Source organism: Frigoribacterium sp. Leaf8 (assembly GCF_001421165.1).
In the GTDB taxonomy this organism is placed as follows: domain Bacteria; phylum Actinomycetota; class Actinomycetes; order Actinomycetales; family Microbacteriaceae; genus Frigoribacterium.
On the sequence record NZ_LMKB01000005.1, the window covers coordinates 1,008,184 to 1,033,501 of the forward strand.

Below are 25,318 nucleotides of genomic sequence, written 5' to 3' on the forward strand. Positions count from 1 at the left end.
ACGAGTGAAGTCCCCCGCGTCCCGCGCTCCGTCACTCGCCGTCCGCACCACGCGAATCGACCACGTCAGCCCGTTGCTCGACGTCGTCGACCGGGCGCGTCCGCTGGTCTTCGTCCGCGGCGGGGCGGGCATGGCGGGCGTCGGCGAGGCCCTCCGTCTCGAGTTCTCCGGGCCCGACCGCATGACCGAGGCCGCCGACGCCTGGCGTGCCGTGGCGGCCTCCGCCACGGTGCACGACGAGGTCGGCGTGCCCGGTACCGGGTTGGTCGCGTTCGGCTCGTTCGCGTTCGACGACGAGTCCGCCGAGACGAGCGTGCTGATCGTCCCGAGCATCGTCATCGGACGGCGCGACGGGGTCGCCTGGATCACGAGGGTGGACGACGCCGAGCTGCCCGCGGGGAAGCCGGTCGGCGCCTCCGTCCGCCTCTCGCTGGCCGACGGCGCCCTCGACGCCGACGGCTACGCGACGGCCGTGGCCCGGGCCGTCGACGCCATCGGCACCGGTCGGGTCAGCAAGGTCGTGCTCGCACGCGACCTCGTGGGCACGTTGCCCCCCGAGGCCGACCTGCGCCTCGTCGCCGCCACCCTGCTCACCGCCTACCCCGACTGCTACGCCTTCGCCGTCGACGGACTGATCGGGGCCAGCCCCGAGACGCTCGTCAAGTCCGAACGGGGCGAGGTGTCGGCCCGGGTCCTCGCCGGAAGCGCGGCCCGTGGCGTCGACGCGGCCACCGACGAGCAGGCCGCCCTCGCCCTGGCGACGTCTCCGAAGGACCTCGACGAACACGCCTTCGCCCTGCGCAGCCTGTTGCTGTCGCTCGGACCGCACGCCCGGGACGTCGTGACGGGCGAGCAGCCCTTCACCCTGCGCCTCCCCAACCTCTGGCACCTGGCCAGCGACGTGCGGGGCCGCCTGACCGACGGGTCGAGCTCGCTCGACCTCATCGCCTCGCTGCACCCGACGGCGGCCGTCGCCGGCACCCCGACGCAGGAGGCGCTGGCCCTGATCCGAGAACTCGAACCGTTCGACCGTGGTCGCTACGCGGGGCCCGTCGGCTGGGTCGGTGCCGACGGCGACGGCGAGTGGGCCATCGCCCTCCGGTGTGCCCAGGTCGACCGGGACGGCTCGGTGCGGGCGTTCGCGGGGGCCGGCGTCGTCGCCGAGTCCGTGCCCGAGAGGGAGGTGGCCGAGACGGCCATGAAGTTCCGCCCCGTGGTCGACGCCTTCAGCCGATGACCGCGCCCGCCCCCGCGACGACGTGGTCGCGTCCGGTCGCCCTCGTCGTGGCGGCCGCGTTCTTCATGGAGAACCTCGACGCCACCATCCTGTCGACGGCGACCGCCACGATCGCGACCGACTTCGGCGTCCAGCCCGCGCAGCTCGGACTCGCCGTGACCGGCTACCTCGTCGCCGTGGCGGCGTTCATCCCGCTGGGCGCCTGGCTCGCCGAACGCTGGGGCGCCCGCCGCGTGTTCCTCGCGGCCGTCGTGCTCTTCGTCCTCGCCTCGGTCGCCTGTGCCGCGAGCACCGACCTGGTCGCCCTCACGACCTCCCGGGTCGTGCAGGGCTTCGCGGGCAGCATGATGGTGCCGATCGGCCGACTGATCGTCCTCCGCAGCACCGAGAAGTCCGAGCTGATCCGGGCCATCGCCTACCTCACCTGGCCCGCGCTCGTGGCTCCGGTCGTCGCGCCGCTGCTCGGAGGACTGCTCACCGAGCACCTCGGCTGGCAGTGGGTGTTCCTGGTCAACGTCCCGGTCGGCCTCGCGCTGCTCGTGGTCGCCTGGAGGGTCGTCCCCTCCCCCGAGGTCGGTGACCGCCAGCCTCTCGACCTGGTCGGTCTGGTGCTCGTGGCGGGATCGATCGTGGCACTGGTGCTGGCGTTCGAGCTGCTCGGCGAGCCCACGACGCTCGTGCCGGGCGTGCTGTTGGCCGTCCTGGCGGTGGTGCTCGGCCTCGTGGCCGTGCGGTGGTTCCGTCGGGCGGCGCACCCGTTGCTCGACCTCACGGCCTTCCGCATCGGGTCGTTCCGCGTGACGAACCTCAGCGGATCGCTCTACCGGGCCGTCGTGAACGGCATCCCCTTCGTCGTCCCGCTGCTGCTGCAGGACGGTTTCGGCTGGTCGCCGGTCGAGGCGGGACTCATGCTCATGTGGGTGTTCGTCGGCAACCTGGCCGTCAAACCGTTCACGACGCCGCTGCTGAAGCGCTTCCGCGTGGTGCCGATCATCGTCGTCGCGACGGTGGCCCTCGCGGCGACCTTCGTCGCGGCCGCGCTGGTCGGCCCCGACACCTCGCCGGTCGTCGTGGCGGGGGTGCTGCTGCTCAGCGGCGTCTTCCGGTCCGTGGGCTTCACGGCCTACAACACGCTGCAGTTCGCCGACGTCCCGGCCGAGATGATCGGGCCCGCCAACGCCATCGCGTCCATCACGAGCCAACTCGCCGTGGGGCTCGGCGTCGCCGCGACGGCGCTGGCCGTCCGCGTGGCCGACCTCGCGATCTCGACCGACGGCCCGGCACCCGCGGCGTCCGGGTACCAGGCCGCGTTGATCGTGCTGGCCGTGCTGGCCCTGCTCAGCCTCATCGAGGGGCTGCGGCTGCCCAAGGGGACCGGCGACGCGTTGCGGAGCCGCGCCTCCTAGGCTCCTGACCTCGTCGGCCGGTGGGCCGGCTACGACGTCGCGAGCTTCGTCTTCTCGAGCTCGACGTCGAACTGCGCGACGGGCCAGTCGAGCCCGCGCGACGCGAGGGCGTCGATCAGCAGCTTCTGGACGGCGACCCGGGCGTACCACTTGCGATCGGCCGGCACGACGAACCACGGGGCGGTCCCGGTCGACGTGCGACGGATCGCCGTCTCGTAGGCGTCTTGGTAGTCGTTCCAGACGAGACGCTCCTCGAGGTCGCCGGGGTTGTACTTCCAGTGCTTGTCGGGGCGGTCGAGTCGGTCCGCGAGGCGTTCCTTCTGCTCGTCGGACGAGATGTGCAGCATCACCTTGACCAGCGTGGTGCCGTTCGCGACGAGCTCGTCCTCGAACTCGACGATGTCGGCGTACCGCTGTTCGATGTCCTCGGGCGGCGCGAGGCGGCGCACCTTGCCGATCAGCACGTCCTCGTAGTGCGAGCGGTCGAAGACCCCGATCATGCCGGGGCCGGGCAGCTCGCGCCGCACCCGCCACAGGAAGTCGTGCGCGAGCTCGTCGGGCGTCGGCGACTTGAAGGCATGGTGCGCGACGCCCTGGGGGTCGACGGCGCCCACGACGTGCCGGACGATGCCGCCCTTGCCGGCGGTGTCCATCGCCTGCAGGACCAACAGCACGTTGCCGGTGCTGCCCCCGCTCCGGCTCTGCGCGAACATCTTCTCCTGGAGCTCGCTCAGGGTCTCGCGACCCGACTCGAGCGCCTGCTGTGCGTACGCCTTGTCACCCGCGAAGCCCGGGGTGGACGAGGTGTCGACGTCGGCGAGCACGAAGCCCTCACCGGCTCGGAGGGACTGGGAGGGCGGGGTCGTCCACGTCTTGGCCATGCCCTCGACCCTACGACCGAGCGACCCGATCCGCCCTGCCGTGGCGCGGACGCTCAGCGGGAGAGGGGCACCTCGATCAGAACCGGCCCGTCGTACCGGGCGACGAGGGCCTGGTCGAGCTCCGCCCGCGTGGCCGCCTCGACGTACTGCCAGCCGTAGGCCACGGCAAGTGCCGAGAGGTCGACCTCGTGAGGGGTGAACTGCACACGGGTCATCGCCTCGGGCGACGCGGTGGCCGCGACCTCGAGCCCGTCGAAGATGGTGCCGCCGCCGTCGTTGCCGACGACCACCTGCAACCGGGGCCTGGTCTCGCCGAGGCCGAGGAGCATCGAACCGACGTCGTGCAGCAAGGTCAGGTCGCCGACGAGCACCCGGGTGGTGCCGGCTGCGGGGTCGTCACGCTGGCTGGCGAGGGCGATGCCGGTGGCCGTGGCGATCGTGCCGTCGATGCCGGCCAGCCCACGGTTGGCGTGCACGGGGATCTTCTTGCCCGGCACGGTCTGGTCGAGTTCGCGGATGAGCCTCGACGCACCCAAGACGAGGCGGTCGTGAGGCCAGCTGACGCGCCACAGGGCCTCGGCGAGGGCGCGGCGCGTCACCGGCCGTCGCAGCAGCTGCACCTCGCGACGCAGGAACTCGGCCTGTTCGGCCGCCTCGGTGCGACCGGCCGAACCCTCGGCCGTCCCGTCGACCCCGGGACCGTCGGCCGCGTCCTCGGACTCGGCCTCGGCCTCGGCCTCGGCCTCGAGCAGGCGACGACCCGTGTGGACCCAGCGCCCGACCCACGTGCGATGAGCGGCGTCGTCGGTCGAACCGACCCCCGAGGAGGCGCGGTCCACCTCGACGGCCTCGACCACGCGCGCGGAGCGACCCGGGTCGTAGGCTTCAGCCCCCGCCGCACGGACGACCACGACCTCGACCCCGTCACGGGTGAGCAGCGAGGGGATCTGACGGCTGAGGGTCGGGTGCCCGAAGACCACCACCCGACGGACGCGGCCGCCGAAGTCGGCGTCGTCGAGCAGGGCACGGTACGACGAGACGAGGTGCGGCCCGAAACGGGCCCCGCTCGAGACCTCGGCCACGAGCGGGGCACCCAGTGCCCGGGCAGCGGCCTCGGCCTCGGGGCCGGCGGCGTGCCCGGCGACGACGAGGGTCGCGGGGTCGACGTCGACCCCGAGCGCGGATGGTGCCACGGGCGGCGCGACCTCGACCGGCGCGGGGTGGGCGGCGGGCAGCGACTGCTCGCCCGACGACAGGGGCTCGCGGAACGCGACGTTGAGCTGGACCGGGCCGCGCGAACGCCCGAGGGCACCGTGGGAGTCGCCGCCGAGGGCCTCGGCGACGGCCTCGCGCGCGAGCGTGCGGACGGCCTCGTGGTCGACCGGGCCGGAGCGGGGAGCCTCGACGTCGCGCACCCACCCGACGGCGCTCGCGAAGAGACCTGGTTGCACCGTCGTCTGGTTCGAGCCGATCCCGCGCATCTCGGAGGGACGGTCGGCGCTCACGACGATCATGGGCACACCCGAGTGGTGCGCCTCGAGCACGGCGGGGTGGAGGTTCGCCACGGCGGTGCCCGACGTGGTGATCACGACGCTCGGGACGCCCGTCTCGGCGGCGAGACCCAACGCCAGGAATCCGCCCGAACGCTCGTCGATGCGCACGTGGACCGACAACCGACCGGCGATCTCGAACTCGGCGGCCGCGAGGGCCAGGGCCTGGCTTCGGGACCCAGGGCTGAGCACCACGTCGCGGACACCCGCGTCGGCGAGGGACGCGAGCAGCGACAGGGCGTACTCGGTCGACGGACTGGTCACTTACTGCTTGCCGGTCTTGTCGTCGTTGTCGAGGTCGAGCAGCTCTTGCTCGAGGCGACGGATGCGCTCGTCGGTCGTCTCGCGGTCGAGGTCGCTCGTCGTGCGCCAGGACGTCCCCGAGAACTCGGGGTCGTCGTCGGGTGCGATGGTGCGCGTCGCGGCGGGGCGGCCGCTCTTGCGCGCCCGCCCGAGCACGAACCACAGCACCGCGCCGATGACGGGGAGGAGGACGATGATGACGGCCCAGAGGGGCTTGTTGAGGGCCCGGAACCGTGAGGCGTCGGCGAACAGGCAGTCGATGAGCGCGAAGATGACGAATGCCGCCGCGGCGACGATGCCCACGATGAAGAGCCTGACCATGGACCGAGCCTAGTTCTCGATCCGGTGCAACGCCTGATGGTCGGTCGGCCGTTGCGGAGCTGTGACGTACGGCGCGAGGCGGTGCCGCACCGCGCCTCCTCGGCCCGTCGGATCGCGGCCGCACGGCCCGTCCGCCGCGGGGCGGGCGCACACCTCACGGACCGTAGACTCCTCGTCGTGAAACCCTGGCTCAAGTACTCGATCGTCCGCCTCGGCCTGTTCGCGGTCGTGCTGGGCCTGCTGCTGGTGCTGAGGTTCGACCCCTTCTGGGCCACGCTGATCGCGGCGGTCGTCGGCTTCTGCGTCTCGTACCTGTTCTTCGCGCCGCTGCGCCGGAAGGTCGCGCTCGACCTCGCCGACCGCCGGTCGCGCCCGGCCAAGCTCGACGACGACTCCGTCGCCGAGGACGAGGCCATCGCCGAGGACGACGGCGAGCGCGCACGCCGCATCGACGGCCAGGCCTGACCGCCCCCGGGCCGCGAGCCCGGGCCGCGAGCCCGGGCCGGACCCTAGAAGAAGAGCGCGGCCGACAAGGCGAGAGCCCAGACCAGGGCCGTCAACGACGACAGCTGCAGGGCGAGGATCAGCTCACGGGGCGTCTTGCCCGTGACGCCGATCACCGCGGCGGGCACCGCGACGATGAGCGTGAAGTAGACGTAGGGCGCGTGCAGGTACAGGAACGCGAAGTACACGAGGATGAAGAACGGCAGCAGCAGGAACAGCGCGTAGAGGGCGCGCGCCACCGGGTCGCCGACGACGACCGCGAGGGTGCGCTTGCCGGCGGCGGTGTCTTGCGGGATGTCGCGCACGTTGTTGATCATCAGGACCGCGCAGGCGAACAGCCCGGCGGCGACCCCCGCCACCCAGGCGTCGAACGGGAACTCGCGCAGCTGTACGAAGGTCGTGCCCACGGTCGCGACGAGCCCGAAGAACACGAAGACGAAGAGCTCGCCCAGGGCGTTGTAGCCGTAGGGCCGTTTGCCGCCGGTGTAGAACCAGGCGGCCACGACCGCGGCGGCGCCGACCGCGAGCAGCCACCAGATCTGGGTGATGACGACGACGACGACACCGGCGACGGCCGCGAGGGCGAAGAACGCCAGCGCCACCTTCAGCACGGTCTTCGGACGGACGCTGCCCGAGCCGGTCAGTCGCGAGGGCCCGACCCGGAAGTCGTCGGTGCCGCGGATGCCGTCCGAGTAGTCGTTCGCGTAGTTGACGCCGATCTGCAGGAACACCGCGACGGCGAGGCAGAGAAGCGCCAGGGTGAGGTCCCAGCCACCGTTTGCCCGGGCGACACCGGTGCCGAGGGCGACCGGGGCGATGCCCAGCGGCAGGGTGCGCAGGCGGGCACCGCCGATCCAGTCGCCGGCCGTCACGCGACGGACCGGCTGCTTGCCGGGCCGCCCGCCCGGTCGGCCACCGGGGCGGCCGTTGCGCTTGGGGGTCGAGGTCTTCGTCTTCGCCACGTGGTCGAGTCTAGTTCGCAGCCGGCTATCAGCTTGCCGCGAGGCCGGCGACCAGGCGGGTCAGCGCCACCCGGTCCGGCTTGCCGCTCGCGAGCACGGGCACCGCGTCGACCCTGACGATGCGATCGGGTGCCGCGGCTCGACCGGCGGCGGCGACCACCGCGGATCGCAGGGCCGCCAGGTCGTCGGCGGCCGACGGCGCAGGAGGCGCGGTGTCGGTGACCACGACGGGCACCTCGCCCCACCGGGCGTGTGCCGCGCGGACGACCACGGCGTCGGCGAGCCCCGGCTGCTCGCGCACGACCCGCTCGACGACGCCGAGCGACACCTTCTCGCCACCCGAGACGATCACGTCGTCGAGCCGGCCGCTCACGGTCAGCACCCCGCCGGGCGACACAGTTCCGGCGTCGCCCGTGCGGTACCACCGCAGGCCGTCGCGCGTGACGAAGGCCGCAGCCGTGCGCTCGGGGTCGTCGAGGTACCCCTCGGCCAGCGACGGCCCGCTCAGCTCGACCTGGCCGTCGACGACCTCGACGCGGGTGCGGCCCACCGGCACGCCGTCGTACACGCACCCGCCACTGGTCTCGCTCGACCCGTAGGTGCGCACGACGGTCACCCCGAGCCGACGGGCCCGTTCGACGAGGGGGCCGGGAGTCGCCTGCCCGCCCACCAGGAGGGCGTCGAAGCGGCGCAGCACGTCGGCCACGCCGGCGTCCTCGTCGGCGGCGTCCAGCGCCGTCGAGAGCTGCGCGGGGACGAGCGACGAGTACCGCACGGGGTGCTCGAGCCGACCGGCGGCGGCGACGAAGCCGGCGACGTCGAAGTGGCCGGGCGTCAGCAGGGCCGGCTCGGTGCCCGAGGCGAGCGAGCGGACGAGCACGTTCAGCCCGGCGACGTAGTGCGCCGGCAGGGCGAGCACCCACTGCCCGGGCCCGGCCAGGGCACCGTCGGCCGCGGCGGCACCGGCGAGCACCGCGTCGGAGGACAGGGCCACGCGCTTCGGGCGTCCGCTAGAGCCGCTGGTCTCGACGACCAGCGACACCGCCTGCGGCACGAGTCCCGGGAGGTCGGCGGGCACACGGTCGTCCGTCCGGGGCGCCACCGCGGGACCCCCCTCGAGCGCGACCCGGAGGGCGTCGAGCACCGCACCGGGCTCACGTGCGTCGACCGCCCGCAGGGTGCGCGTCATCAGTACTGCCAGGGGAAGGGCGACCAGTCGGGAGCACGCTTCTCGAGGAACGAGTCGCGTCCTTCGACGGCCTCGTCGGTGCCGTAGGCGAGGCGGGTCGCCTCGCCCGCGAAGACCTGCTGACCGACGATGCCGTCGTCGGTCGCGTTGAAGGCGAACTTGAGCATGCGGATGGCGGTCGGCGACTTCGTCAGGATGGTGCGCGCCATGGCGAGCGCCTCGCGTTCGAGGTCGACGTGTGGCACGACCCGGTTGACGGCACCCATCTCGTGGGCACGGTCGGCGCTGTACTCCTCTGCCAGGAAGAACACCTCGCGAGCGAACTTCTGCCCGATCTGCTTGGCGAAGTAGGCGCTGCCGTAGCCCGCGTCGAACGACCCCACGTCGGCGTCCGTCTGCTTGAACCGACCGTGTTCGCGACTGGCGATCGTCAGGTCGCAGACGACGTGCAACGAGTGGCCGCCACCGGCCGCCCAACCGGGCACCACGGCGATGACGACCTTGGGCATGAACCGGATGAGCCGCTGCACCTCGAGGATGTGCAGCCGCCCCGCCGACGCCGGGTCGGGCACGTTCGCCTGGTCGCCCTCTGCTTTGTAGCCGTCACGACCGCGGATGCGCTGGTCGCCACCGCTGCAGAACGCCCAGCCCCCGTCCTTCGCGCTGGGACCGTTGCCGGTCAGCAGGACGACCCCGATGCGGCTGTTCATGCGGGCGTCGTCGAGCACCCGGTAGAGCTCGTCGACCGTGTGCGGCCGGAACGCGTTGCGCACCTCGGGGCGGTCGAAGGCCACGCGGGCCACCCGCCCGTCGAGGCTGTGGTGGTAGGTGACGTCGGTCAGGGCGTCGAACCCCTCGACCCCCCGCCACTCGGTCGGATCGAACAGGTCGGACACCTCGGAAGCCATGTCGCCAGCCTAGCGACGGGGTCCGACCTCGCCGCCTGGCGGGGTCAGACCGTCGAGACGAACCGCCCGATCAGCCAGACGAGCACGAACGGGTTCGACAGCGAGCTGAGGACCACCGCGGCCACCCCCCACCACCGCCCGCGGCGCAGGACGGCGGCCATCAGACCGATCACCCCGACGACGACGGAGGCCAACAGGGTGACCAACGCGAGGACGGCGGCCGGGCTCACGGCGTCCGCGGCCAGGAGTCCCAGGGCCACACCGTCGAGTGCGAGCAGCACGACGGCCAGGACGAACGTGACGACGCCGAGGCGTCGGCTGCGCGCAGGGTCGAGCACGTCGTGACCGGGACCGTCGAAGACCCGGAGGCCGTCGGCCTCGGACGAGGCGCGGCCGAGGCCGTCGCGCCCCGGGTCGGAGGGATCGTCGGGTGAGGGCTCCGGTCGTCGGACGGGCTCGGGTTCGCGGTCGACCATGACGCACGACCTTACCGGGGTCCCCGGTGCGACACTGGGCGGATGCCGACCGTCGACCGCGCACCGTCCACGACTCCCCCGCTGCCTCCCCTGGCCGACCTGGTCGAGGGTGCCCACGTCGTCCGTCTCCCCCTCCGCACCCGGTTCCGGGGACTCGACGCACGCGAGGCCCTGGTGGTCGAAGGCCCGTCGGGCTGGACCGAGTTCAGCCCCTTCGTCGAGTACGGACCGGCCGAGGCGGCCGCCTGGCTCGCGGCCACGATCGACTTCGGCTGGGGTCGGCTCCCCGAGGGGGGCGCCCGCCGGGTGGCGGTCAACGCGACCCTGCCGGCCGTCGCCGCCGACCGGGTGCCCGACGTGCTCGCCCGCTACCGCGGCTGCCGGACGGTCAAGGTCAAGGTCGCCGAGCGCGGTCAGACCCTCGCGGACGACATCGCCCGCGTCGCCGCAGCCCGCGACTGGGTCGGCCCCGAGGGGCGCGTCCGCGTCGACGCCAACGGAGGATGGTCCGTCGAGTCGGCCGAGGAGGCGCTGGTCGGCATGGCACCGTACGCCCTGGAGTACGCCGAACAGCCCTGCGCCACGGTGCCCGAGCTCGCCGAGCTGCGACGCCGCGTCTCGGGGACGGGCGTGCTCGTCGCCGCCGACGAGAGCGTCCGCAAGGCCGACGACCCGCTGGCCGTGGCCCGGGCCGGGGCCGCGGACCTCCTCGTGATCAAGGCCCAACCGCTCGGCGGCGTCACCGCCGCACTGCGCATCGTCGCGGCGGCCGGGCTGCCCGTCGTCGTGTCGAGCGCCCTCGACACGTCGGTCGGGCTCAGCATGGGGGCGCACCTCGCCGCCGCCGTGCCCGGGCTCCGCCACGACTGCGGGCTCGGCACGGCCGCCCTGCTCGGGGCCGACGTGACGCGTGATCCGCTGCTGCCCGTCGACGGCGAGATCGACGTGCGACGGGTCGAGGTCGACGTCGACCTGCTCCGCCGCCACGCGGTGGACGACGACCGACGCGAGGTGTGGCTGGAGCGGCTGCGCGCCTCCTACGCCGTGCTCGCGGGCTGACGCCCCGTCGCACGCGGCGCCGGGCGACGCCACGGCGTCGGTGCGTCAGAGACCGGAGTACGCGTGGAGGCCCTTGAAGAAGACGTTGACGACCGAGAAGTTGAACATGACCGCGGCGAAGCCGATGATCGACAACCACGACGACCGGGCCCCGCGCCACCCACGGGTCGCCCGCGCGTGGATGTACCCGGCGTAGAGCACCCAGATGATGAAGGTCCAGACCTCTTTGGTGTCCCAGCCCCAGTAGCGGCCCCACGCCCGCTCGGCCCAGATGGCGCCGGCGATGAGGGTGAAGGTCCAGAGGACGAAGCCGACGAGGGCGATGCGGTAGGCCAGGTCTTCGAGGCGCTCGGCGCCCGGGAGGGTGTCGAGGAAGCGCAGGCCGGCGAGCTTGGACTGCTCACGCTTCGTCTGCACGAGCTGGGCGGCCGAGAGCCCGGCGGCGATGGCGAAGAACGCCGTGCCGAGGATGGCCACGAAGACGTGGATCACCAGCCAGGCGGACTGGAGCGCCGGCGGCAGCGGCGAGACCGCCACGTAGTAGTTGACGGTGCCGATCGCGAGCAGCACCAGGTTGAGGCCCATGACGTACGCGCCGAGGAACCGCAGGTTGACCACCAGCTGGACGGCCAGGTAGACCCCGACGATGATCGCGGTGCCGGTCAGCGAGAACTCGAACATGTTCGCCCACGGCACGCGACCGGCGGCCAGTCCACGCAGGACGACCGAGGAGACGTGGACGACGAACCCCAGGAGCATCATGGCGATGGCGACGCGCTCGAAGCTCGAGGCCTTGGCGGACCCACCGGCGGCGGGGACCGCCCCGCCCGCTCCGCCCGCTCCGCCCGACGGCCGGTCGAGGACGACGGTGCTGCCGCCCGACGACGAGCGCGAGACGGTGGTGGTCGCGAGGGCCTCGGCCTTGGCCTTGGCCGCACGGGCCGCCGCCTGCTGGGCGTCACCGGACCGCTTCGCCAGGTCGAGGGCGAAGGCCACGAACGAGATCGTGTAGATGGCCATCGCCGAGTACACGGCGACGAGCGAGTAGTAGGCGAGGTCGGCGGTCACCATCAGATCTTACGTCCGCGTCCCCCGGCGGCGGGGCCGGGTTTCTCGACGTCGTGACGGGCCGGGTCGTCGGCGACCTCGCGCGCGACGTCGGCCGGGACGCCCAGGCCGCCCAGGTGCGCCTTGGCGATGTCGCCGACGGCGCGTCCGAGCGTGGGGTCCTCGCCGCGGGCGAGCCCGGCGTACTCGAGCCGGACGCCGTCGCCGGTCTCGGTGGCCTTGACCCAGACCCGACGGCGCGGCACGAACAACGCGGTCAGCAGACCGGCGAACGAGAGCCCCGCGAACAACAGCACCCAGACCTGCGAGGGGTCGTGGTGGATGTCGAACGAGGCGAACCGCTTCACCCCGTCGAAGGTGATCGTGCCGAGACCGTCGGGGATCGTCGCCGTCTCGCCCGGGGTCAGCTGGACCGCTTTCTCTTGCGCGTCGTCGTCGGTGCCGGCCAGCGGGGTCAGACCGTCCGTGTCGAGCGTGTAGACGGACGTCGGCACCCCGGCGTCCAGCCCGAGGTCGCCCGAATAGACGTTCAGGCTGAGCACGGGGTTCGTGGTGTCCGGGTCGGTGGACGTCAGGGCCCCCGTGCCGTTGTCCGCCGCCGTGGGGTAGAAGAACCCGATCATGCCGAGCTGCCGGGGCAGGGCGTCGGGCACCTTGATGACGCCGAGCGAGGTGAGGTTGGTGTCCTGCGGCAGGAACGGGACCGTGTCCCGGAACGCGACGTTGCCCTCGCCGTCGCGCACCGTCACGTCGACCGCGTAGCCGTTGCCCAGCAGGTAGACGTTCGAACCGCCGATCGACAGGGGCGAGTTGACCTTGATCTGCGTCTTCTCGGCGTCGCCACCCCGCGCCTGCGCGGTGACGTCGGCGGTGAAGTCGGTGGCCATGCCGGCCGCGCCCGCGGTGTCGGGCGCGTACTCGGTCGAGAACCGGTCGAGCGCGATCGAGAAGGGCGACAGCTGTGCCTCGTCGAACCAGCGGCCCGGGTTGAACGAGTCGTAGGAGCCGAGCACGTTCGAGAAGGTCTGACCCTCGACGACCACGCGCTGGCCCGAGTAACCGAAGCCGCCGCCGACGCCGACGGTCAGGAGGACCCCGACGAGCGCCGAGTGGAACACCAGGTTGCCGGTCTCGCGCAGGTAGCCGCGTTCGGCGCTGACCGAGTCGCCGAAGACCTGCGTGCGGTAGCCGGAGCGCTTCAGCTGGGCCCGGGCCGCGTCGACGGCACGGGCGGCCGTGACCGAGGCCTCACCCGCGCCTCCTGCGGTCTCGAGCGTGATCGACCGGTACCCGGCCAGGCGCGACAACCGCGCGGGGGTCTTCGGGGGTCGAGCTCGCAGCGCCTCGAAGTGGTGCCGGGTGCGCGGGATGATGCAGCCGATCAGCGAGATGAAGAGCAGCAGGTAGACGGCCGAGAACCAGGGCGACGAGTAGGTGTCGAAGACGCCGAGCTTGTCGAGCACCGGGAACAGGTCGGGGTGGTCGGTGCGGTACTGGACCACGCCGTTGGGGTCGGAGGTGCGCTGCGGCACGAGCGAACCGGGGATCGCCGCGACGGCGAGCAGCATGAGCAGGAAGAGCGCGGTCTTCATGCTCGTCAGCTGTCGCCAGAAGAAGCGCAGGTAGCCGACGGGGCCGAGCTTCGGCTGCGTGATGCCCGCGCCGTCGGAGGCCGCCGGTCGGACCGAGTCGATGTGGTCGCTCGGGCGCAACGGGTCGCCGCCGACGTCGGTGGCGTCCGCGTCGGTCAACCCGGTGTCGCTCCGCCCGGTGTCGGTCCCGGCGGCCACCGAGGAGGCGCGGGTCGCGTCGCCCCCGTCGCGGTCAGACGATCGTGCCATAGGTCGCGATCACCGCCCCGACGTGTGACATGAGGCTGGACCAGAGGCCCGTGACCATGAGCAGACCGATGAGCACGAGCAGTGACCCTCCGACGATGTTGACGACGCGGATGTGCCGCTTGACGAACGAGATGGATCGTGACGCCCAGCCGAAGCCGAGCGCGACGAGCAGGAACGGGACCCCGAGGCCGATGCAGTAGAAGGCCCCGAGCAGGACGCCCTGCCAGGCCGAGCCCGAGCCCAGGGCGAGCACCTGCACGGCGGCCAGGGTGGGTCCGATGCAGGGGGTCCACCCGATGCCGAAGACGATGCCGAGCAGGGGCGCCCCGGCGAGACCCGTCTTCGGGAGGAACCCGGGCTTGAGGGTGCGTTGCAAGAACGTGAACTGCCCGATGAAGACGAGACCGAGCAGGATCACCACGACGCCCATGACCCGGGTGACGACGTCGCGCCACTGGATCAACCAGAACCCCGCCGAGGCGAAGGCGAGCGAGGTGCCGACGAAGACGACCGAGAAGCCGAGGATGAACAGGACGACGCCGAGGACGAGCCGGCGGCGGTCGCGGCGCCGGGCCCTCGCCTCGGTCGCCCCCGTCGTCAGACCGCCGACGTAACCGAGGTACCCCGGCACGAGCGGCAGCACGCACGGCGACAGGAACGAGATGAGCCCCGCCAGCAGGGCCACCGGCAGGCCGACCGCGAGCTGACCGCCCACGACCGCGTCGAAGAAGGGATTGCCCTGGTACACCTAGGACGTCTCGGCGAGGGTGTCGGAGATCAGGGTGTCGAGGATGCCGGGCCCGTCGAGACCGCCCAGGATGCGCGCCGCGATGCGGCCCTGCTTGTCGAGGACGATCGTGGTCGGCACGGCGTTGGGCGCGATCGTGCCGGCGAGGGCGAGCTGGACCGCGCCGTCGTTGGCGTCGACGACCGACGGGTAGGTGACGTCGAAGGTGCGGGCGAAGGCCAGGGAGGTGTCGGCCTGGTCGCGCACGTTGACGCCGAGGAACTCGACGCCCTTGTCGGCGTAGGACTGGTTGAGCTTCTCCAGCTCCGGTGCTTCGAGACGGCAGGGCGGGCACGCCGCGTACCAGAAGTTGAGGACGACGACCTCGCCCTCGTGGTCGCTCCTCGAGACGGTCTCGCCGGCGTCCGTCTCGGCCGTGAACGCGACCGGGTCGGTGCGGTCCTCGGGCGCGATCTCGGTCACGGTGCCGTTGCCCGAGATGTAGTTCTCGGTGGTGCCGTTGCCGTACTGCTTCGCGAGGTCGTCGGCGGTGGACGAGCACCCCGTGGCGACGACGCCCAGGACTGCGGCGAGCGCGAGGCCCCGGACCACGAGTCGGGCTCGGGTCGGACGGATGGTCTTCTGGCTCACACTGCTCCCAGGTCGACGGCGGACTGGTTCAAGTGTGCAGCGGGTTCCTGGTAGCCGACCTCGACGAAGCCCCCCTCGCGGCGTTCGAGCGTCGTGATGCTCGAGAGGGTGCAGCGGCGGCGGCGCGGGTCGTGGAACAGGCGGGCGCCCGTCACGCTCCGGTGGACCATCCAGATGGGCAGCTGGTGGCTGACGAGCACGACGTCGCCCTCGTCGACGCTCGACCAGGCCTCGTCGACCGCCGAGAGCATGCGGGCGGCGATGCTCACGTAGGCCTCGCCCCAGCTCGGCTTCAGGGGGTTGACGATCCAGGGCCACTCGGCCGGCACCTTGAGCTGTTTCGCGATGGTGAAGTCGCTGCGACGACCCTCGTACTTGTTGCTCGGCTCGATCAGCCGCTCGTCGACCTGCGTCTCGAGCCCGAAGGCCGACGACCACGGCGCCGCGCTCTCGCGGGTGCGCTGGAGCGGTGAGGCCACGACGGCACGGACCGGGACGCCCTGCTCGTGGAAGGCGTCGGCCGAGGCGGCCGCCATCCGGTGGCCGAGGTCGCTCAGGCCGAACCCGTCGAGGCGGCCGTAGAGCACGTGCTCGGGGTTGTGCACCTCACCGTGCCGGACGAGGTGGATCTGCTGCGCGGGCATGCGGACGAGTCTAGGTCGGGACCGCCTGCACACCTCCCACACGGGAAGCCCCAAGCTCGCCGTGGTCCGGCGGGGCCGTCCGGCGGGTCGCGCGAGGCGGTGACTGTAAACTCGGGCCTCGTGATCGAACGCACCCTCATCAAAGACCTGTCCGCGCTGCCCGACGGACCCGTGACCGTGACCGGCTGGGTCGAGACGGTGCGCGACCAGAAGAAGGTGCAGTTCGTCGTCCTCCGCGACGAGACGGGCGCCCTTCAACTGGTCCGCCCCCGTACCGCGGCCGACGTGCTCGAGGCCGCTGGCGAGACCGACGACGTCGCCGACGCGATCTCGTCGCTGTCGCAGGGCAGCTTCGTCACCGTCACGGGCGAGCTCAAGCACGACGAGCGCGTCAAACTCGGCGGCATCGAGGTCAAGGTCGAGACGCTCGTCATCGACTCGCTGGCCGACCCCGAGACCCCCATCGCCGCCGACAGCGGCATCGACAAGCGCCTCGACTGGCGCTTCCTCGACCTGCGCGTCCCCCGCAACGCCCTGATCTTCCGCGTGCAGACGACCTTCGAGCACGCCCTGCGCACCTGGTGGATCGAGCGTGACTACGTCGAGATCCACACCCCGAAGCTCATGGCGACCCCGAGCGAGTCGAACGCCGAGCTGTTCAAGGTCGACTACTTCGACGGTGTCGCCTACCTGGCGCAGAGCCCCCAGTTCTTCAAGCAGATGGCCCAGTCGGCCGGCTTCGGCAAGATCTTCGAGATCGCTCCGGTGTTCCGGGCCGACCCGTCGTTCACGTCGCGTCACGCGACCGAGTTCACGGGGGTCGACGCCGAGATCAGCTACGTCGAGAGCCACGAGGACGTCATGCAGATGCAGGAGCAGCTGCTGGCCTTCGCGTTCCAGGCCGTGGCCGACAAGCACGGCGCCGAGATCAAGGAGCTCTTCGACGTCGACGTCGTGGTGCCGACCGTGCCGTTCCCCCGCATCCCCTTGGCCGAGGCCAAGCGCATCGTGGCCGAGCGCGGCTACGAGGTGCCCCGTGCGGACGCCGACATGGACCCCGAGGGCGAGCGCCGCATCGCCGAGTACGTCGCGGAGGAGTTCGGACACGACTTCGTGTACCTGACGGACTACGACGCCTCGATCCGCCCGTTCTATCACATGCGTCATGACGACGACCCGCAGCTCACCAAGAGCTACGACCTCATCTACCGCGGCACCGAGATCACCACGGGTGCGCAGCGCGAGCACCGCATCGAGGTGCTCGAGCAGCAGATCCGCGAGAAGGGCATGAAGCCCGAAGAGCTCTCGAGCTACCTCGACTTCTTCCGCTACGGCGCCCCGTCGCACGGCGGCTTCGGCATGGGCCTCGCCCGGGTGCTGATGCTCATGCTGAACCAGGCCAACCTGCGTGAGGTGACCTTCCTCTTCCGCGGCCCCACGCGCCTCCAGCCGTAGCTCCTCACCACGGATCACAGGAGCCCCGACGAGAGCGTCTCGTCGGGGCTTCTCGTCGTCGTGCGCCGTCGGCCGTCCTCAGCGGACGGCCGCGCGGAGCGCCGTCCGCAGGCGCTCGGGCTCGACCCGCCAGATGGTGTGCACGCGACCGTCGATCAGGACGACCGGGATCTCTTCCGCGTACTCGGCGGTGAGCTCGGCGTCGTCGAGGATGTTCTTCTCGTCGACGACCATGCCGGCATCGACGAACTCGGCTTCGGCCACCACGCCGTGCACCGCGGAACGGGCGTCGTCGCACAGGTGGCAGCCCGGCTTGGTCAGGAGGGTGATTCGCGGTTCGGCCATGCCCTCAAGGGTAGCGAGGGCCGGATGGCGCCCGGGCACGACGAAGGCCCCCGGCGACCGGTGGTCGGAGGGGGCCTTCGCGTCGAGCGACTACTTCTTGTTGCGACGCTGGTGACGAGTCTTGCGAAGCAGCTTGCGGTGCTTCTTCTTCGCCATGCGCTTGCGACGCTTCTTGATGACAGAACCCATAGAGGACCTCACTGATTTCTGGATTGGACCGACCGGGTCCGAAACAGAACCGCGGAAAAATGCCTCGGGTCAGTCTACTAGGACGGCCCGAGAAAGTCGAAGTGGGCCTACCCGACGTCGGCGATGCCGATTCGCAGCACGGCCGCGACGGCCGATTCCGGCACGCGGAAGGACCGCCCGAAGCGGATCGCCGGCAGCTCGCCCGAGTGGACCATGCGGTAGACCGTCATCTTCGACACGCGCATCATGTCGGCCACCTCGGCGACCGTGAGGAACCGCACATCCGACAGATCCTGCGACATGACCCTGCCTCGTCTCGGGCCCCGGCCGGGGCTGTGGAGCAGACGGGTGTTCCCCATGTGCCTGGGGGCAACTCTAGGGGCGCGTGTGACTCGGTGTAAAGGCGCCCGGGCCGCTACTGGCCGGTGCGTCCCCACCGCTTGCGGACGGGGTCGATGACGCGCTCGTCCAGGGCCCCGAGCGCGCTCTGGGCGTCGTGCAGGGCCGAGGAGGCGCGGTGCTGGGCCCCGGCCGCGTAGCGACCCAGCGTGCTCCCAACGTCCTCGGCGTCGGGCAGGTTCTCGGCCGCCCGCCGGAGCGGGGCGGGGACGGAGGCGCCGGCCCAGGCGGCGAAGGGCGTGCTGGCCAACGCCTCGGAGGTCAGCGAGTCGGCACTGACGAACGGGATCAACCAGTCCTCGACCACCTCGAGCGGCCCCGACTCGAGCGAGTAGTACCGGTGCTGCCCCTCTTCGCGGACGCGCACCAGACCGGCCTCGCGCAGCACCCGGAGGTGCTTCGAGACGGTCGGCTGGCTGACGCCGAGGGACGTGACCATCTCACCCACGCTGATGTCGGCATTGGCGGAGTCGGTCGACAGCGAGGCGTCGAGCAGCACCTTCAAGAGGTCTCGGCGGGTGGCGTCGGCGATCACGGCGAAGATGTCCGGCATGCGACCAGCGTAGTGACCCGGGATAGCATGACCGTCGTGACTCGCGCCCCCGTCGCCGGTCGACGCCGCCCCTCGGACCCCGGCCGCTCGCCCTGGCGCAGACTCAGCGACGCGATCGACGACATCGGTCGCAAGTCGCCCGCGCGCTTCGCCATCCTGATCTTCACCGGCCTCATCGTCGTCTTCACCCTGCTGTTCTCGCTGCCGATCGCCTCGGCCGACCGGACGATCACCCCGCTGGCCGACTCCGTGTTCACGGCCGTCTCGGTCATCTGCGTGACCGGCCTCGCGACGGTCGACATGGCCACCCACTGGTCCCTGTTCGGCCACGTTGTCATCTTCGTCGGCGTGCAGATCGGGGCGATCGGCGTGCTCACGCTCGCGTCGATCATGGGCCTCGTCGTCTCGCGCAAGCTCGGCCTCCGCGCCCGGCTGATGGCCGCCGGCGACCAGAACCCGCTGCGGGTGCACGCCGGCCCGGTGCCCGAGGGGCAGGCCGTGCGACTCGGCGAGATCGGTGGCCTCCTGACGACGGTGGCCCTCAGCTCGTTCGTGATCCAGCTCGTCATCGCGGTGCTGATGATCCCCCGCATGCTGATCGACGGCATCCCCGTCGGCGACGCGGTGCTCGACAGCTTCTACTACTCGGCGATGGCCTTCACGAACACCGGGTTCACGCCCAACGCCGAAGGTCTGGCCGCGTTCGAGAACGACTACTGGTTCCTCAGCCTGATCATGGTCGGGGTCTTCCTCGGCAGCATCGGGTTCCCGGTGATCTACGCCCTGGCCCGGAACCCCCGCAACCCCCGGCGCTGGTCCGTCCACGTCAAGCTGACCCTGCTGACGACGGCGATCCTCATCGTGTTCGGCATGGTGCTCTACATCGTCCTCGAGTTCGACAACCCGAAGACGTTCGGCGGCATCGAGGCCGGTCCGACGGTGTTCCAGTCCCTGTTCCTCAGCATGATGACGAGGTCGGGCGGTTTCTCGACCATCCAGATCTCCGACCTGAACGGTTCGTCGCTCCTCGTCACCGACATGCTGATGTTCATCGGCGGCGGCTCGGCGTCGACCGCCGGTGGCATCAAGGTCACGACGCTCGCGGTGCTGTTCCTGGCCGCCTTCGCGGAGGCGCGCGGCCAGCGGTCGATGGAGGCCTTCGGCCGCCGCATCCCCAGCGACGTCCTGCGCCTGGCCGTCAGCGTCGTCCTCTGGGGCGCCACGATCGTCGCCGTGTCGAGCATCCTGATCATGCACATCACGAAGGAGCCCCTCGACCACGTGCTGTTCGAGTCCATCTCGGCCTTCGCCACCTCGGGGCTCAGCACCGGCCTGACCGACCGCCTCCCGGACTCGGCGAAGTACATCCTGGCGGTCACGATGTGGATGGGCCGCGTTGGTACAGTGACACTCTCCGTCGCCCTGGCCGCCAGCCAACGACGCCAGCTGTTCACCCGAGCCGAGGAGCGACCGATCGTTGGTTGACAAGATCAAGCACGACGCCCCGGTGCTCGTCATCGGCCTCGGACGCTTCGGCGCCGCGACCGCCGGACAGCTCGAACGGCAGGACCGTGACGTGCTCGCGGTCGACACCGACGCCGGGCTCGTGCAGAAGTGGGCCGACCGCGTGACGCACGCGGTGCAGGCCGACGCCCGGAGCATCGACGCCCTCAAGCAGATCGGCGCGCAGGACTTCTCGATCGCGGTCGTCGCCGTCGGCTCGTCCATCGAGGCCAGCGTGCTCATCACGGCCAACCTGGTCGACCTGAAGGTGCCGCAGATCTGGGCGAAGGCGATCAGCCAGTCGCACGGCAAGATCCTCGCCCGCATCGGTGCCAACCACGTCATCTACCCCGAGCGCGAGGCCGGCGAGCGCGTCGCGCACCTCGTCTCGGGCCGGATGCTCGACTACATCGAGTTCGACGACGCCTTCGCGATCGTCAAGATGTATCCGCCGAAGCCCGTCCGCGGTGCCTCGTTGGCCGCGTCGAACATCCGCAAGAAGTACGGCATCACGATCGTCGGCGTCAAGAGCCCCGGTGGGGCGTTCGTCGAGGCGACCCCTGAGACGGTCATCAGCAACCACGACCTGATCATCGTGTCGGGCGACAGCCGCGCCATCGAGCGCTTCGCCGCCCTCGAGGGCTGATCGCCTAGCGCCCTTCGGCGATCTCGCGGTTGCGGGCCAGGGCCGCCTGGGTCGCCCGCTCGAACAGCTCGAGCAGACCACCGTCGGCGAGTTCGGCCACGGCGCGCTCGGTCGTTCCGCCAGGGCTCGTGACACGGCGACGGAGTTCGGCCGGTGCGGCGTCGGCCGGCAGGACGTCGCTCGTCGCGAGCAGCTCGCTCGCGCCACGGAACGTGCCCTGCACCAGGGTGGCGGCCTGCGCGCGGGTGAAGCCCAACGCGACCGCCGCCTCCTGCAGTTGCTCGACGAGGTAGAAGACGTACGCGGGGCCCGAACCCGAGATCGTGCTGAGCGCGTCGATCTGCGCCTCGGGGACGACCACGACGTCGCCGACGACGGCGAAGAGCGACCGGGCCAGGGCCAGGTCGGCGTCGGTCGAGCGCGACCCGGCGCTCAGGCCGGTCACCCCGAGACCGACGTGCGACGGCGTGTTCGGCATGGAGCGCAGCACCGACACGGACTCGGGCAGCGCCGCCTCCATCGTGGCCGTCGTCACGCCGGCGGCCAGGCTCACGACGACGGCGCCCGCGTCGAGCACGGGACCGATCTCGTGCAGCAGGTCGACCACCATGTGCGGCTTCACGCCGATCAGCACCAGCCGCGCACCGACGACCGCGGAGGAGTTGGCGCTCGGGTCGGTCTCGGTGGCGAAGGAGGTGACCCCGCCGTGCCGCAGCGCGCGGGCCTTGACCTCGGTGCGGTTCGTCACCCGCACGCCCCCGTCGACGGACACCTCGGGGCGCAGCAGGCCCTGCAGGATCGCGCCGCCCATCGAGCCGGCTCCGAGAATCGCTGTGGTGGGGAGGGTGGTGACCATCCGGCCATCCTAGGATCGACCAGGACCACACGAGGGGATCGAACCGATGAGCAGTCACGGCGGCAACAAGGCGATCATCGCCGCACTCAGCGCGAACCTGGGCATCGCGGTGACGAAGTTCATCGCCTGGGCGTTCTCGGGGTCGTCGTCCATGCTCGCCGAGGGCGTCCACTCCCTGGCGGACTCGGGCAACCAGCTCCTGCTGCTGCTCGGTGGCCGCAAGGCGAAGAAGACCGCCGACGCCGACCACCCCTTCGGCCACGGGCGCGAACGCTACGTCTACGCGTTCGTCGTCTCGATCATCCTGTTCAGCGTCGGTGGCGTGTTCTCGCTCTACGAGGGCGTCGAGAAGCTGCGCGAGCCGCACCCCCTCGAGGTGCCCTGGCTGCCCGTCCTCGTGCTCGCCATCTCGCTCGCCCTCGAGGGGTTCTCGCTGCGCACCGCGATCCGCGAGTCCCGCCCGAGCAAGGGTCAGCAGAGCTGGGTCGCGTTCGTGCGCCGGGCCAAGGCCCCCGAGCTGCCGGTCGTGCTGCTCGAGGACGCCGCCGCGCTGCTCGGCCTGTCGTTCGCCATGATCGGCGTCGTGCTCACCTGGATCACCGGTGACGGCGTCTTCGACGCGATCGGCACCCTGGCGATCGGCGTGCTGCTCGTCGCGGTGGCCGTGATCCTCGGCATCGAGACGAAGAGCCTGCTCGTCGGCGAGGGCGCCTCGGCCGAGGACGTCCAGAAGATCCGCGCCGCGATCACGGGCGGGCCCGAGGTCGAGTCGATCATCCACATGAAGACCCTCTACCTCGGTCCCGACGAGCTGCTCGTCGGCGTCAAGGTCGCGATGCCCGGCCGCACGGTGCTGGCCGACGTCGCGAGCGCCATCAACGCCGTCGAGTCGCGCATCCGCGAGGCCGTGCCGATCGCCCGCGTCATCTACGTCGAACCCGACGTCTGGGTCAAGCCGGGCCAGGTCGACCCGCCGACCGACGCGATCGTCATCCGCGCGGCCGACTGACCCGAGGAGGCGCGGATCGGCCCTCGGGGTCGGCCCGCCTCAGTGCCCCTCGACGACGCGCCGCTCGGCGAAGAAGTCGTCCAGCCGAGCCCGGCACTCGGCCTCGCGCACGCCGGCGTACACCTCGGCGCGGTGCGGGAGCCTGCGGTCGCGGACGATGTCGTAGACGCTGCCCGCGCCTCCTGCCTTGTCGTCCCAGGCCCCGTAGACGAGCCGCGGGACCCGGGCGGCCAGCAGGGCCCCGGCGCACATGGGGCACGGTTCGAGGGTGACCACGAGCGTCGTGCCGGTGAGGTGCCAGTCGCCGGTGTGCGCCGCGGCGGCCCGCAGCGCGATCACCTCGGCGTGGGCGGTCGGGTCCTGCCGCAACTCGCGTTCGTTGCGTCCGGTCGCGATGACCAGGCCGTCGGCGTCGACCACCACGGCACCGACCGGCACGTCGGCCGAGACGCGGCACGCGTCGGCCTCGGCGAGGGCGAGCGACATCCAGTCGTCGAACTCGGGCGGGACGGCGATCACGGGGCCTCTGCGGGGTCGGGACGGCTCACGGAACCGGTCGACTCCGCTACCGTTGAGCCTATGCGAGTGCACGTAGCGGACCACCCCCTGATCACCCACAAGCTGACCGTGCTCCGCGACAAGAGCACACCCTCCCCCACCTTCCGGGCGCTGACCGAAGAACTCGTCACGCTGCTGGCCTACGAGGCCACGCGCGACGTCCGCACCAGCCCCGTCGACATCGAGACCCCGGTCGGTCCGACCACGGGTCTCGAGATCAGCCAGCCGCGTCCGCTCGTCGTGCCGATCCTGCGCGCCGGCCTCGGCATGCTCGAGGGCATGACCAAGCTCGTCCCCACGGCCGAGGTCGGATTCCTCGGCATGGTGCGCGACGAAGAGACCCTCCAGCCCACGACCTACGCCGAGCGTCTGCCCGACGACCTCTCGAACCGTCAGTGCTTCGTGCTCGACCCGATGCTCGCCACCGGCGGTTCGCTCATCGCGGCGATCGCCTACCTGCTCGACCGCGGCGCCGTCGACGTCACGGCGGTCTGCATCCTGGCCGCGCCCGAGGGCCTCGCCGCCGTCGAGAAGGCGATGGAGGGCCGCGACGTCCACGTCGTGCTGGGCGCCGTCGACGAGAAGCTCGACGAGCAGGGCTACATCGTGCCGGGCCTCGGCGACGCGGGCGACCGCCTCTACGGGCTCGCCTGACCCCCGTCGCCCCGACGCCCCGGACCGCGCCTCCTCGACCGCAGGAGGCGCGGTCCGGCGTTTCCGGGCCGCTCACGGTGCCGGAACGCGAACGTCGCTTGACATCGCGACGCGGGGTGTAACAAGATCGACCCCATGACTAACAGTGTGCTCACCCCGACCTCTCGTGAGGCCCTCGGGAGCACCGGCATGATGATGCCGATGCACGCTGTCATGTGTCGAATGTGTGCCTGATCCGGTCACACACCTCGCCGAGTCGAAGCTGCTGACACCGCCAGCTGAGCTCGTGACCCCACCCGGTCACTGAGCCACCGACTCCAGGATGCCCCGCGTCGCCACCCTCGACGCGCATCCCGAACGGTGCATCGCACCGACTGCTCGTGACGTACGGCACCATCGCCGGCGGGATCGAGCACCGACACACATCGAGCAGTCCCTCCGCACCCGGCGACCCGTCGGCCCGAGGGACCGCCGCCGTCACGCAAGGACCCCCGCCTGTCATGTCCCTCATCCTCGACCGCCCCGTCACCGCCACCCGCACCGTCTCGCCCGCCCGTTCCGCCGCCCCGACACCCCTCCGCGAGGTCGCGCCCGCCCTCTCGGCCGCCCCCAGCGACGCGTCCGTCATCGCGAGCCCCGCGGCCCCCCGACCCCGCGCCGTGCCCGAGGGCACCGAGGCCCGCGGCTTCGTCCTCTACGTCGGGCTCGACGAGCTCAAGGCCGCCGCCGACGGCACCTCGCTCGGCGACGTCGTCTCGCAGATCAAGGAACTCGTCGGACGGATCGCCCCGTCGGCCGAGACGCACGCCGCCGTGGCCCTCGCCCCCGAGGGGGCCGGCGGCCGAGACGTCGAGGTCGTCCGCCTGGCCCTGCAGGACCCGGCCGCCCTGGCGAAGCGCCGGCAGGTCACCGAGGACGACGAGCCCGGTGCCCGCGGCGGCGTCGTCGTCGACATCTCGCGCAAGCGCCTGCTGCTGGACGGCGACGTGGCTCCCCTGACATACAAGGAGTTCGAGCTGCTGCAGTACCTCGTCCTGCGCGAGGGCCGCACCATCGAACGAGCAGAGCTGATCTCGAGCCTCTGGGCCGACGGCGACGACGAGGTGCCGAACGAACGCACCATCGACGTGCACGTCCGTCGACTGCGGTCGAAACTCGGCGCCTTCGAGGACATCGTCCGCACCGTCCGCGGGGTCGGCTACCGCTTCGACCGACACGCGGACGTCTCGATCCGTCACGCGTCGACCCCGTCGCCCGACGTGTTCTGAGCCCCGTCCGGCACACGCGCCGGCCGCGGCGTCGGCTCGGTGCGAGTTCCCAGGAATTCCTCGGGTCCACCCCTGGACCACCGTTACCGATCCGTTATAGATTGTGTCTCGCCGACGTCGTTTGCTGTGGCGGCCGAGGCGGAATGTGATTGCAGG

At 71.5% G+C, this 25,318-nt stretch carries 28 protein-coding genes; 10 read left to right on the forward strand and 18 right to left on the reverse strand.

Annotated elements, in window-relative coordinates; all coding sequences use genetic code 11:
• The first annotated feature begins 4 nt into the window (after positions 1-4).
• Together ASL10_RS09355 and ASL10_RS09360 are read left to right on the forward strand one after the other, a co-directional pair.
• Entirely contained in the window at positions 5-1,237 is a 1,233-nt protein-coding gene (locus tag ASL10_RS09355) for an isochorismate synthase MenF (protein WP_056046563.1), read from the forward strand.
• Positions 1,234-2,643: an MFS transporter gene (locus tag ASL10_RS09360; RefSeq protein WP_056046565.1), complete on the forward strand. Its 1,410-nt coding sequence runs from the start codon at positions 1,234-1,236 to the stop codon at positions 2,641-2,643. The genes ASL10_RS09355 and ASL10_RS09360 overlap by 4 nt, the downstream gene beginning before the upstream one ends.
• 29 nt (positions 2,644-2,672) lie before the next feature.
• On the opposite strand, the gene ASL10_RS09365 is transcribed toward ASL10_RS09360, so the two are convergent.
• The 3 genes from ASL10_RS09365 to ASL10_RS09375 are packed head-to-tail and all read right to left on the reverse strand — an operon-like array spanning position 2,673 to position 5,698.
• Positions 2,673-3,524, reverse strand: a complete 852-nt coding sequence (locus ASL10_RS09365) for a PPK2 family polyphosphate kinase (protein WP_056046567.1) — start codon at positions 3,522-3,524, stop codon at positions 2,673-2,675.
• Between the two features lie 53 nt (positions 3,525-3,577).
• On the reverse strand, positions 3,578-5,338 hold the full coding sequence (gene menD, locus ASL10_RS09370; RefSeq protein ID WP_056046569.1) for a 2-succinyl-5-enolpyruvyl-6-hydroxy-3-cyclohexene-1-carboxylic-acid synthase: 1,761 nt from the start codon (positions 5,336-5,338) through the stop codon (positions 3,578-3,580).
• Entirely contained in the window at positions 5,339-5,698 is a 360-nt protein-coding gene (locus ASL10_RS09375) for a PLD nuclease N-terminal domain-containing protein (protein ID WP_056046571.1), read from the reverse strand.
• Between the two features lie 177 nt (positions 5,699-5,875).
• Between ASL10_RS09375 and ASL10_RS09380 the strand changes: the two genes are divergently transcribed.
• A complete protein-coding gene (locus ASL10_RS09380; protein ID WP_056047790.1) occupies positions 5,876-6,163 on the forward strand; it encodes a DUF4229 domain-containing protein in 288 nt (95 codons plus the stop codon).
• 44 nt (positions 6,164-6,207) lie between these two features.
• Here the strand turns inward: ASL10_RS09380 and ASL10_RS09385 are convergent, their stop codons facing one another.
• Genes ASL10_RS09385 through ASL10_RS09400 form a run of 4 tightly spaced genes read right to left on the reverse strand, consistent with a single transcriptional unit; the run spans position 6,208 to position 9,737 of the window.
• Positions 6,208-7,164: a 1,4-dihydroxy-2-naphthoate polyprenyltransferase gene (locus ASL10_RS09385; RefSeq protein WP_082460316.1), complete on the reverse strand. Its 957-nt coding sequence runs from the start codon at positions 7,162-7,164 to the stop codon at positions 6,208-6,210.
• A 28-nt stretch (positions 7,165-7,192) separates the two neighbouring features.
• The gene (locus tag ASL10_RS09390; RefSeq protein ID WP_056046575.1) at positions 7,193-8,353 is read right to left on the reverse strand and encodes an AMP-binding protein; all 1,161 of its coding nucleotides are present in this window, start codon (positions 8,351-8,353) and stop codon (positions 7,193-7,195) included.
• Positions 8,353-9,261: a 1,4-dihydroxy-2-naphthoyl-CoA synthase gene (locus tag ASL10_RS09395; protein ID WP_056046577.1), complete on the reverse strand. Its 909-nt coding sequence runs from the start codon at positions 9,259-9,261 to the stop codon at positions 8,353-8,355. Before ASL10_RS09395 ends, ASL10_RS09390 begins: the two co-directional genes overlap by 1 nt.
• A 44-nt stretch (positions 9,262-9,305) precedes the next feature.
• On the reverse strand, positions 9,306-9,737 hold the full coding sequence (locus ASL10_RS09400) for a hypothetical protein (protein ID WP_056046580.1): 432 nt from the start codon (positions 9,735-9,737) through the stop codon (positions 9,306-9,308).
• A 42-nt stretch (positions 9,738-9,779) separates the two neighbouring features.
• Here ASL10_RS09400 and ASL10_RS09405 point away from each other — a divergent pair, with 42 nt between their 5' ends.
• The gene (locus ASL10_RS09405; protein ID WP_056046582.1) at positions 9,780-10,796 is read left to right on the forward strand and encodes an o-succinylbenzoate synthase; all 1,017 of its coding nucleotides are present in this window, start codon (positions 9,780-9,782) and stop codon (positions 10,794-10,796) included.
• Positions 10,797-10,841: 45 nt separating this feature from the next.
• Here ASL10_RS09405 and ccsB read toward each other — a convergent pair whose 3' ends face one another.
• The 5 genes from ccsB to ASL10_RS09430 are packed head-to-tail and all read right to left on the reverse strand — an operon-like array spanning position 10,842 to position 15,727.
• Positions 10,842-11,867, reverse strand: coding sequence for a c-type cytochrome biogenesis protein CcsB (gene ccsB / locus ASL10_RS09410; protein WP_056046584.1), 1,026 nt, complete (start codon positions 11,865-11,867; stop codon positions 10,842-10,844).
• A complete protein-coding gene (locus ASL10_RS09415; protein WP_082460317.1) occupies positions 11,867-13,705 on the reverse strand; it encodes a cytochrome c biogenesis protein ResB in 1,839 nt (612 codons plus the stop codon). Before ASL10_RS09415 ends, ccsB begins: the two co-directional genes overlap by 1 nt.
• A complete protein-coding gene (locus ASL10_RS09420; RefSeq protein WP_056046586.1) occupies positions 13,689-14,453 on the reverse strand; it encodes a cytochrome c biogenesis CcdA family protein in 765 nt (254 codons plus the stop codon). Before ASL10_RS09420 ends, ASL10_RS09415 begins: the two co-directional genes overlap by 17 nt.
• Positions 14,454-15,083, reverse strand: coding sequence for a TlpA disulfide reductase family protein (locus ASL10_RS09425; RefSeq protein WP_056046589.1), 630 nt, complete (start codon positions 15,081-15,083; stop codon positions 14,454-14,456).
• The gene (locus ASL10_RS09430; protein WP_056046592.1) at positions 15,080-15,727 is read right to left on the reverse strand and encodes a histidine phosphatase family protein; all 648 of its coding nucleotides are present in this window, start codon (positions 15,725-15,727) and stop codon (positions 15,080-15,082) included. The genes ASL10_RS09425 and ASL10_RS09430 overlap by 4 nt, the downstream gene beginning before the upstream one ends.
• Before the next feature lie 120 nt (positions 15,728-15,847).
• Here ASL10_RS09430 and aspS point away from each other — a divergent pair, with 120 nt between their 5' ends.
• Positions 15,848-17,182 (forward strand): aspartate--tRNA(Asn) ligase, encoded by a 1,335-nt coding sequence (gene aspS / locus ASL10_RS09435; RefSeq protein WP_056046595.1) that lies wholly within the window; start codon positions 15,848-15,850, stop codon positions 17,180-17,182.
• Positions 17,183-17,260: 78 nt separating this feature from the next.
• Here aspS and ASL10_RS09440 read toward each other — a convergent pair whose 3' ends face one another.
• The 4 genes from ASL10_RS09440 to ASL10_RS16710 form a co-directional block, all read right to left on the reverse strand.
• Positions 17,261-17,527 carry a glutaredoxin family protein gene (locus tag ASL10_RS09440; RefSeq protein ID WP_056046597.1) on the reverse strand — a complete coding sequence of 89 codons (267 nt, stop codon included), beginning with the start codon at positions 17,525-17,527 and terminating at the stop codon, positions 17,261-17,263.
• Between the two features lie 90 nt (positions 17,528-17,617).
• A complete protein-coding gene (locus ASL10_RS15590; RefSeq protein WP_003792170.1) occupies positions 17,618-17,716 on the reverse strand; it encodes a 30S ribosomal protein bS22 in 99 nt (32 codons plus the stop codon).
• Positions 17,717-17,823: 107 nt separating this feature from the next.
• The gene (locus ASL10_RS09445) at positions 17,824-18,018 is read right to left on the reverse strand and encodes a helix-turn-helix domain-containing protein (RefSeq protein ID WP_043593002.1); all 195 of its coding nucleotides are present in this window, start codon (positions 18,016-18,018) and stop codon (positions 17,824-17,826) included.
• Between the two features lie 113 nt (positions 18,019-18,131).
• Positions 18,132-18,668, reverse strand: a complete 537-nt coding sequence (locus ASL10_RS16710; RefSeq protein ID WP_082460318.1) for a helix-turn-helix transcriptional regulator — start codon at positions 18,666-18,668, stop codon at positions 18,132-18,134.
• Positions 18,669-18,695: 27 nt separating this feature from the next.
• Between ASL10_RS16710 and ASL10_RS09455 the strand changes: the two genes are divergently transcribed.
• Together ASL10_RS09455 and ASL10_RS09460 are read left to right on the forward strand one after the other, a co-directional pair.
• Positions 18,696-20,153 carry a TrkH family potassium uptake protein gene (locus ASL10_RS09455; RefSeq protein ID WP_056046599.1) on the forward strand — a complete coding sequence of 486 codons (1,458 nt, stop codon included), beginning with the start codon at positions 18,696-18,698 and terminating at the stop codon, positions 20,151-20,153.
• On the forward strand, positions 20,146-20,817 hold the full coding sequence (locus ASL10_RS09460; RefSeq protein WP_043593005.1) for a TrkA family potassium uptake protein: 672 nt from the start codon (positions 20,146-20,148) through the stop codon (positions 20,815-20,817). Before ASL10_RS09455 ends, ASL10_RS09460 begins: the two co-directional genes overlap by 8 nt.
• Positions 20,818-20,821: 4 nt before the next feature.
• On the opposite strand, the gene proC is transcribed toward ASL10_RS09460, so the two are convergent.
• Positions 20,822-21,673, reverse strand: coding sequence for a pyrroline-5-carboxylate reductase (gene proC / locus ASL10_RS09465; protein ID WP_056046601.1), 852 nt, complete (start codon positions 21,671-21,673; stop codon positions 20,822-20,824).
• A gap of 46 nt (positions 21,674-21,719) precedes the next feature.
• Here proC and ASL10_RS09470 point away from each other — a divergent pair, with 46 nt between their 5' ends.
• The gene (locus ASL10_RS09470; RefSeq protein WP_056046603.1) at positions 21,720-22,682 is read left to right on the forward strand and encodes a cation diffusion facilitator family transporter; all 963 of its coding nucleotides are present in this window, start codon (positions 21,720-21,722) and stop codon (positions 22,680-22,682) included.
• A 39-nt stretch (positions 22,683-22,721) separates the two neighbouring features.
• Here ASL10_RS09470 and ASL10_RS09475 read toward each other — a convergent pair whose 3' ends face one another.
• On the reverse strand, positions 22,722-23,168 hold the full coding sequence (locus ASL10_RS09475) for a nucleoside deaminase (RefSeq protein WP_056047793.1): 447 nt from the start codon (positions 23,166-23,168) through the stop codon (positions 22,722-22,724).
• 93 nt (positions 23,169-23,261) lie between these two features.
• Between ASL10_RS09475 and upp the strand changes: the two genes are divergently transcribed.
• Both upp and ASL10_RS09485 read left to right on the forward strand, forming a co-directional pair.
• A complete protein-coding gene (gene upp / locus ASL10_RS09480; RefSeq protein ID WP_056046605.1) occupies positions 23,262-23,894 on the forward strand; it encodes a uracil phosphoribosyltransferase in 633 nt (210 codons plus the stop codon).
• 500 nt (positions 23,895-24,394) lie between these two features.
• Positions 24,395-25,162: a winged helix-turn-helix domain-containing protein gene (locus ASL10_RS09485; protein ID WP_056047796.1), complete on the forward strand. Its 768-nt coding sequence runs from the start codon at positions 24,395-24,397 to the stop codon at positions 25,160-25,162.
• The last annotated feature ends 156 nt before the right edge of the window (positions 25,163-25,318 follow it).

Excerpts from the sequence above, each read along its gene's own strand:
- ASL10_RS09360 (WP_056046565.1), top strand. The coding sequence starts at position 1,234 with ATGACCGCGCCCGCCCCCGCGACGACGTGGTCGCGTCCGGTCGCCCTC.
- ASL10_RS09365 (WP_056046567.1), bottom strand. The coding sequence starts at position 3,524 with ATGGCCAAGACGTGGACGACCCCGCCCTCCCAGTCCCTCCGAGCCGGT.
- ASL10_RS09375 (WP_056046571.1), bottom strand. The coding sequence starts at position 5,698 with ATGGTCAGGCTCTTCATCGTGGGCATCGTCGCCGCGGCGGCATTCGTC.
- ASL10_RS09390 (WP_056046575.1), bottom strand. The coding sequence starts at position 8,353 with ATGACGCGCACCCTGCGGGCGGTCGACGCACGTGAGCCCGGTGCGGTG.
- ASL10_RS09395 (WP_056046577.1), bottom strand. The coding sequence starts at position 9,261 with ATGGCTTCCGAGGTGTCCGACCTGTTCGATCCGACCGAGTGGCGGGGG.
- ASL10_RS09400 (WP_056046580.1), bottom strand. The coding sequence starts at position 9,737 with ATGGTCGACCGCGAACCCGAGCCCGTCCGACGACCGGAGCCCTCACCC.
- ASL10_RS09405 (WP_056046582.1), top strand. The coding sequence starts at position 9,780 with ATGCCGACCGTCGACCGCGCACCGTCCACGACTCCCCCGCTGCCTCCC.
- ccsB (WP_056046584.1), bottom strand. The coding sequence starts at position 11,867 with ATGGTGACCGCCGACCTCGCCTACTACTCGCTCGTCGCCGTGTACTCG.
- ASL10_RS09415 (WP_082460317.1), bottom strand. The coding sequence starts at position 13,705 with ATGGCACGATCGTCTGACCGCGACGGGGGCGACGCGACCCGCGCCTCC.
- ASL10_RS09430 (WP_056046592.1), bottom strand. The coding sequence starts at position 15,727 with ATGCCCGCGCAGCAGATCCACCTCGTCCGGCACGGTGAGGTGCACAAC.
- ASL10_RS09440 (WP_056046597.1), bottom strand. The coding sequence starts at position 17,527 with ATGGCCGAACCGCGAATCACCCTCCTGACCAAGCCGGGCTGCCACCTG.
- ASL10_RS15590 (WP_003792170.1), bottom strand. The coding sequence starts at position 17,716 with ATGGGTTCTGTCATCAAGAAGCGTCGCAAGCGCATGGCGAAGAAGAAG.
- ASL10_RS09445 (WP_043593002.1), bottom strand. The coding sequence starts at position 18,018 with ATGTCGCAGGATCTGTCGGATGTGCGGTTCCTCACGGTCGCCGAGGTG.
- ASL10_RS16710 (WP_082460318.1), bottom strand. The coding sequence starts at position 18,668 with ATGCCGGACATCTTCGCCGTGATCGCCGACGCCACCCGCCGAGACCTC.
- ASL10_RS09455 (WP_056046599.1), top strand. The coding sequence starts at position 18,696 with ATGACCGTCGTGACTCGCGCCCCCGTCGCCGGTCGACGCCGCCCCTCG.
- proC (WP_056046601.1), bottom strand. The coding sequence starts at position 21,673 with ATGGTCACCACCCTCCCCACCACAGCGATTCTCGGAGCCGGCTCGATG.
- ASL10_RS09470 (WP_056046603.1), top strand. The coding sequence starts at position 21,720 with ATGAGCAGTCACGGCGGCAACAAGGCGATCATCGCCGCACTCAGCGCG.
- ASL10_RS09475 (WP_056047793.1), bottom strand. The coding sequence starts at position 23,168 with ATGTCGCTCGCCCTCGCCGAGGCCGACGCGTGCCGCGTCTCGGCCGAC.
- upp (WP_056046605.1), top strand. The coding sequence starts at position 23,262 with ATGCGAGTGCACGTAGCGGACCACCCCCTGATCACCCACAAGCTGACC.
- ASL10_RS09485 (WP_056047796.1), top strand. The coding sequence starts at position 24,395 with ATGTCCCTCATCCTCGACCGCCCCGTCACCGCCACCCGCACCGTCTCG.